This is a genomic window from Brevundimonas sp. P7753, from assembly GCF_013386595.1.
Classification (GTDB): Bacteria; Pseudomonadota; Alphaproteobacteria; order Caulobacterales; family Caulobacteraceae; genus Brevundimonas; species Brevundimonas bullata.
In genome coordinates this window covers 1-308 of record NZ_JACARP010000261.1, presented here as the reverse complement: position 1 = coordinate 308, position 308 = coordinate 1, and the positions used below count along the sequence as shown (strand labels likewise).

The 308-nt window shown below is 63.3% G+C and carries 1 protein-coding gene; it reads left to right on the top strand.

The annotated features are described in order from the left end of the window. Window positions 1-308, top strand: a 308-nt coding sequence (locus tag HX774_RS19875) for a hypothetical protein (RefSeq protein ID WP_218650548.1), incomplete at both ends; no start/stop codon positions are given.

The following is a 308-nucleotide window of genomic DNA, read 5'->3' as shown; positions in this document are numbered from 1 at the left end:
GGGAAAGACGAGACGCCGATAGCACACTCCGTCACGCCTTTGTTCGAAGCGCCTGCGCAGAGCACCGCCGACAGCGATCTCGCGCCAATGGAACGAGACAAGAGTTGGCCGGTCGAGGCATCCAAAGCAAAGCTGTCTCGTGTCATCGCTGCGTGGGGCAAGCGTTCCCACGTGGCCGTGCGCTGGAACTCGCGTGCGGACGTGCCGGTTCGGGCATCGGGCGAATTCAGGGCAAGCAATGTGTATGTAGCGGTCGCCAAGGCGCTCCGGGCCGCAAGCGCCAAGGGATGGACCTTCGCAATGAGCGT